This is a genomic window from Streptomyces sp. 13-12-16, from assembly GCF_002114215.1.
In the GTDB taxonomy this organism is placed as follows: Bacteria; Actinomycetota; Actinomycetes; order Streptomycetales; family Streptomycetaceae; genus Streptomyces.
Map to the genome: position 1 here is coordinate 1 of NZ_NCTE01000114.1, position 4,580 is coordinate 4,580.

Annotated in this window: 3 protein-coding genes; 1 reads left to right on the plus strand and 2 read right to left on the minus strand. The window is 72.2% G+C overall.

Features of this window, described 5'->3' with window-relative positions; genetic code table 11:
- On the minus strand, positions 1–677 hold a 677-nt coding region (locus B7767_RS05435; protein ID WP_085571116.1), incomplete at its 3' end, for a LacI family DNA-binding transcriptional regulator.
- Complete coding sequence (locus tag B7767_RS05440) at positions 674–3,061, minus strand: glycoside hydrolase family 2 protein (RefSeq protein ID WP_085571117.1); 2,388 nt, start codon at positions 3,059–3,061, stop codon at positions 674–676. The genes B7767_RS05440 and B7767_RS05435, both read right to left, overlap by 4 nt.
- 151 nt (positions 3,062–3,212) lie before the next feature.
- Here B7767_RS05440 and B7767_RS05445 point away from each other — a divergent pair, with 151 nt between their 5' ends.
- Positions 3,213–4,529 carry an ABC transporter substrate-binding protein gene (locus B7767_RS05445; RefSeq protein ID WP_085571118.1) on the plus strand — a complete coding sequence of 439 codons (1,317 nt, stop codon included), beginning with the start codon at positions 3,213–3,215 and terminating at the stop codon, positions 4,527–4,529.
- Positions 4,530–4,580 lie beyond the last annotated feature (51 nt).

The following is a 4,580-nucleotide window of genomic DNA, read 5'->3' on the forward strand; positions in this document are numbered from 1 at the left end:
ACCTGCCACGCCCGCGCGGGCGGCTCCAGCGCCCCGACCGCCTCGTCGAACGCGGCCGTACGGATCGCGGTGTGCCCGAGCGCCGCCGCGCCGCCCACCCGGGCGATCCGCCGGTGCCCGAGCGCCGCCAGGTACCGCACCGCCTCGGTCACGGCCGTGGCGTCGTCCGTCCACACGGAGGTCAGTCCGCCCGTCAGCGACGGGTGCCCGACGGCCACCGCCGGCAGCCCCAGCCGCTCGGCCACCGCCGGGCGGGGGTCGTCGGCCCGGAAGTCCACCAGGATCGACCCGCCGATCTGCCGGCTCCTCCACCACGACTCCATCAGCCCGACCTCCTCGTCCGGGCTGCGCACCAGCCGCAGCAGCAGCGAGCAGGACCGCTCGACCAGGACGCTCTCCACCCCGGAGATGAACTCCATGTAGAACGGCTCCAGGCCGAGCAGCCGGGCGGGCCGGCACACCGCGAGCCCCACCACGTCCACCCTCGAACCGGCCAGCGTGCGCGCGGTCGAACTCGGCGCCCACCCCAGTTCCCGCGCCGCCCGGAAGATCCGGTCGCGGGTCGCCTCCGACAGGCCGGGCTTCCGGTTGAAGGCGAGGGACACGGCCCCCTTGGACACGCCGGCGCGCGCGGCGACGTCCTTGATGGTGACGCGGGGGAGCGGCGTTGCCGTCATCGAGTGGGCTCCACGCAGTACAGGGCGGAACGGGCGGTGTCCGGGTCCGGAGTCTTCCAGCCCCGCACCCCGATCGTCACCTCTTCCCCGGGCAGCAGGGTCACCAGCCCCCGGTCGGCCACCGCGTCCGGGTCCAGCCGGTCGGCCTGGAGCAGCAGGTCCCGTACGAGGGTGCGGGCCCTGACCGTGATCCCGTCGGGCGCGAGGGCGACCTCGAACTCCGGGCGCGGGTACGGGACCTCCCGGTCCGGTACGGGGAAGTGCAGCGCCCGCACCCCTCCCGCGTCGGCGACCAGGAACTCCTCCGGGCCGGCCGGCACCAGACCGGCCGGGACGCCGGTCACCGCCACCGTCCGCCCCTCGGCGGCCAGCACCGGGCCCGCCTCCCCGAGCACCGTGCCGTCCACGGACATCCGGCGCAGCCGCAGCGTGCCGTGCCAGTCCTCGGCGGACTGGTTGACCGCCGCCACCGCGAGACCACCACCGTCCCCGTCCGCCCGCACGGTCAGCAGCCGGTCCGCGTACAGCCGCCGCAACTCGTGGTAGAGCGGCTTCTCCCGCCCGTCCCCGTCGATCGCGGCCCACGAGGTCACCGGCCAGCAGTCGTTGAGCTGCCACACCACCGTGCCCGCGCACACCGGCCAGTGCGAGCGCCAGTGCTCGATCCCGGCGGCGATCGCGCGTGCCTGGTTGACCTGCGTCAGATAGTGCCAGCGGTCGAAGTCCCCCTCCGGCACGGCGAAACGGCGGGCCAGACCGCGCTCCAGCTTGCCGTTGCCGTCGTCGGCCTTCTGGTGGTGCAGCATGCCGGGGGAGTCCGGCGCGAGCTCCTCCCCGGGCAGCGCCCGCCGCAGCGTGGCGTACGCGGGCGGCGCCTGCCAGCCGAACTCGGCCACGAAACGCGGCACGTGGAGGCGGTAGTCGGCGTAGTCGGTGCGGTTCCACACCTCCCAGGAGTGGTGCGTGCCGTGCGCCGGGTCGTTGGGGTGGTGCAGCCAGGAACCGGACCAGGGGCTGCCCGCCGTGTACGGCCGGGTCGGGTCCGACTCGGCCACCACGCGCGGCAGGACGCCCAGGTAGTAGCCCTCGCCCCAGGAGTCCCCGGCCAGCCCCGGTTCCCAGTCCCAGTCCCTGAACCCCCACAGGTTCTCGTTGTTGCCGTTCCACAGCGCCAGCGAGGGGTGCGGCATCAGCCGTACGACGTTCTCCCGCGCCTCCGCCTCCACCTCCCCGCGCAGCGGCTGTTCCTCGGGGTAGGCCGCGCACGCGAACGGGAAGTCCTGCCAGACCAGCAGCCCCAACTCGTCGCAGGCGTCGTAGAAGTCCTCGCTCTCGTAGATCCCGCCGCCCCAGACGCGGACCAGGTCCACGCCCGCGCCGGCCGCCTGTTCCAGCCGCCGCCGGTAGCGCTCACGGGTGACCCGGGACGGGAAGACGTCGTCCGGGATCCAGTTGACGCCCCGCGCGAACAGCCGCTCCCCGTTGACGACCAGGGTGAACCCGGTGCCGTGGGCGTCGGCCGAGGTGTCCAGCCCCACGGTCCGGAACCCGATCCGGCGCCGCCACGAGTCCAGCGTGTCCTCACCGTGCAGCACCGTCAACTCGACGTCGTACAGCGGCTGCTCGCCGTACCCGCGAGGCCACCACAGCCGTGCGTCCGGCACCCGCAGCCGTACGGTCCCCCGCGTCCCGTCGATCTCCGCGCGGGCGCGTACGCCGCCGACGCCCGCCTCCACGGTGAGCGGTGCCCCGGTCCGGGAGCGCTCCACGTCGACCGCCAGCTCGACCTGCCCCACGCCGTCCTCCACGGTCACCAGCGGGCGCACCCGGGCGATCCGGGCCGTCGACCAGTGTTCCAGCCGCACCGGCCGCCAGATCCCGGCCGTCACCAGCGTCGGCCCCCAGTCCCAGCCGAACGAGCAGGCCATCTTGCGTACGTACTGGTAGGGCTCGGCGTACGCTCCCGGCCGCTCGCCCACCGCGGCGCGCACCGCCTCGGCCTCGGCGTACGCGGAGGCGAACCGTACCGTGAGCCGCCCGCTCAGCCCCGTCACGTCGAAACGGTACGAGCGGTGCATGTTCCGCGTCCGGCCCAGCGGCCGGCCGTCGAGCAGGACCTCGGCGACGGTGTCGAGACCGTCGAAGACCAGATCCGTCCGCTCGTGCGCGCCCGCCCCGGCGGTCAGCTCCGTCTCGTACGTCCACTCCCGCCGGCCCACCCACGCCACCTCGGCCTCGTTCCGGCCGAGGAACGGGTCGGGTATCAGCCCGGCCGCCAGCAGATCGGTGTGCACGCACCCCGGCACCGAGGCGGGGAGGCCCTCCCCCGTGCCGTCCGGGTGCCGCAGGATCCATCCGTCGGTGAGCGGGGCGACCTGACGCATGCACACTCCTAAATCGGTCTACGCAAGCTCAGCGAAATGTTTCGTCATTGATGGCGTGATCGTGACTTTACCGGTTCAATAAGTGGCTGCCAGAGTGCCGAACCAGCCAACCCAGTCGTGCTCGTCCGCCCCGTGAACGGAGCTGGTGCACATGAACCGCCGCAAGGTACTCGCCGGATCGATCGCCACCCTCGCCCTGCTGGCATCCGCCTGCACGGGCACGGGGGGCTCCGCCGAGGGCGCGGACGCCGAGGCGCCCGACGACCCGTCCGAGGTCAAGGGCTCCATCACGGTCCTCACCCACCGGACCGACCTGGTGCAGGACGGGACGATGAAGAAGTACGCGGCCGAGTTCAACAAGACCTACCCCGGTGTGGAGGTCGAGTTCGACGGCCTCACCGACTACGAGGGTGAGGTCAAGATCCGTATGAACACGGAGAACTACGGCGACGTCCTCATGATCCCGGCGGTCATCGAGAAGAAGGACTACCCGAAGTTCTTCGCCTCCCTCGGCACCAAGGCCGAACGCGGCGCCAAGTACCGCTTCACCGACTACTCCACCGTCGACGGCAAGGTCTACGGCCAGAGCCCCGTCGGGGTCGTACCCGGCTTCATCTACAACAAGAAGGTGTGGAGCCGGGCCGGCGTCACCGACTGGCCCACCACCCCGGCCGAGTTCCTCGACGACCTGAGGGCGATCAAGTCGAAGACCGACGCGGTGCCGTACTACACCAACTTCAAGGACATGTGGCCGCTGACCCAGTGGACCAACGTCAACGGCTCCGTCGGCTGCGACACCGGGGCCACCACGGAACTCGCCGAGGGCGACCCCTGGGCCGAGGGCGCCGACCTGCGCGTGGGTGACACCCTGCTCCACGACATCGTCGGCGGCGGGCTCGCGGAGAAGGACCCGACCACCACCAACTGGGAAGGATCCAAGCCCAAGTTGGCCAAGGGGGAGATCGCCACCATGTGGCTCGGCTCCTGGGCCGTCGTCCAGATGCGGGACGCCGCGAAGCAGGCCGGCACCGACCCCGCCGACATCGGCTTCATGCCCTTCCCCGCCCAGAAGGACGGCGCCTTCTGCGCGGTGACCTCCCCGGACTACCAGCAGGCCGTCAACGTCAACTCCGACCACAAGGAGGCCGCCCGCGCCTGGATCGACTGGTTCACCGACGAGTCCGGCTACGCGGCGGCCAACCTCGCCCTGTCCCCGCTGAAGGACGCCCCGCTGCCCGACGTCCTCCAGCCGTACGAGGAGAAGGGCGTCAAGCTCATCGACCTCGACGACAGCAAGGGCGCCGAGGTGAAGTCCATCGACAACCGGTCCGAGGTCGGCATCTACAAGCCCGACTACCGCCAGGAACTCGTCGACCTCGCCCGCGGCGCCCGCGGGGGCGGCCTCGACGACTTCCTCGCGGACCTCGGCGAGCGGTGGGCCGAGGCGCGGAACTCGCTGGGGTCCTGATGACGGACACCACCCGCAAGGCGGCGCGGCCGGACGTCCCGGCCGCGCCCG

Excerpts from the sequence above, each read along its gene's own strand:
- B7767_RS05445 (WP_085571118.1), top strand. The coding sequence starts at position 3,213 with ATGAACCGCCGCAAGGTACTCGCCGGATCGATCGCCACCCTCGCCCTG.
- B7767_RS05440 (WP_085571117.1), bottom strand. The coding sequence starts at position 3,061 with ATGCGTCAGGTCGCCCCGCTCACCGACGGATGGATCCTGCGGCACCCG.